The organism is Paraclostridium benzoelyticum, assembly GCF_001006285.1.
Lineage (GTDB): Bacteria > Bacillota > Clostridia > Peptostreptococcales > Peptostreptococcaceae > Paraclostridium > Paraclostridium benzoelyticum.
Map to the genome: position 1 here is coordinate 1 of NZ_LBBT01000107.1, position 1,047 is coordinate 1,047.

At 25.6% G+C, this 1,047-nt stretch carries 1 protein-coding gene; it reads right to left on the reverse strand.

All coding sequences use genetic code 11. From position 1 onward, the window contains the following. Positions 1-127: 127 nt before the first annotated feature. Positions 128-991: a pentapeptide repeat-containing protein gene (locus VN21_RS04610; protein WP_046822263.1), complete on the reverse strand. Its 864-nt coding sequence runs from the start codon at positions 989-991 to the stop codon at positions 128-130. Between the last annotated feature and the right edge of the window lie 56 nt (positions 992-1,047).

Here is a 1,047-nt window from a genome sequence, read left to right on the forward strand (position 1 = left end):
AATTTATAATAATATAGATTTAAATTTAAAAATTTTTTATAAAAAGTAAAGTATGGATCGATATGTAAAATAAGAACGTATAAAAATCAAAGAGAATAGTCTTTTATTAAAAGATACTCTTTGATTTTTATTTTTCCCAATAGAAAGGTCTATTTAGAGTAAATGGTAATTTGGTAGCAGAATTTCCTATAGCCGAATTAACTTGAGATTGAGTAAGAAAAAGTGCATTTTCAAGGTTGGCCCCCCTAATATTAGCATCTCTTAAATCTGCGCCAATTAGATTAGCACCTTTTAAATTACAATAGCTCAAATTTGAGGCTATTAGCAATGATCCGGATAGATTAGCTCCTATTAAATTTGTACTTGTAAGATCTAATCCAATAAAATCATACCCTGGGATTAATACTTTTTTATTATTATGGATATTTTTTTTATCCAAATTAAGTTTTATTTTAACTATATTGTTTGATTTTCTTAATATATCATTAACTTTGATTCTATGATTTTTAATATCTATATTTTTCAAATGGTTTGGATCAAGGATTGTTAAGTTTTGAGTTTCTTCAATTATTAAATTAAGTTTGTTTAAGGTAGCTTTATCCAATATAAATGTTGAGGCATCAGCTAAGTACCAAAGCATTTCATTAAGTTGTCTAATTATTAAAAATGAATCAAACATTTGACTTGATAATTCAGGAGAATCTATCCAACTCTGATCTTTAAAAGTAACTTGAGAAACTTTTTGACCTGCTCCAAAACAATCATATATAGTACATCCTTTTAAACCTTTTTTTCTTAGATTATTATGTACTGAACAATGAAAGTTCGATTGTAAGTTTGCGCATGGTTTACCCGGAACCTTATCATTTGGGAATCTTTCAGATTTTGAAAAATACAATGCAACACAACAAAGTCCAAAACATTTTTCACAATCAATTTTAAGGTTTTTAAATAGGTTATTGTTATTTGTTTTTTTGATATTTTGTCTCATAATTAATCTCCTATTCATTATTAAATAAAGTTAAACATGTAATTAAATGTATAGTT

Bases quoted from the DNA above. Each gene is read 5' to 3' on its own strand.
- VN21_RS04610 (WP_046822263.1), bottom strand. From the start codon at position 991: ATGAGACAAAATATCAAAAAAACAAATAACAATAACCTATTTAAAAAC.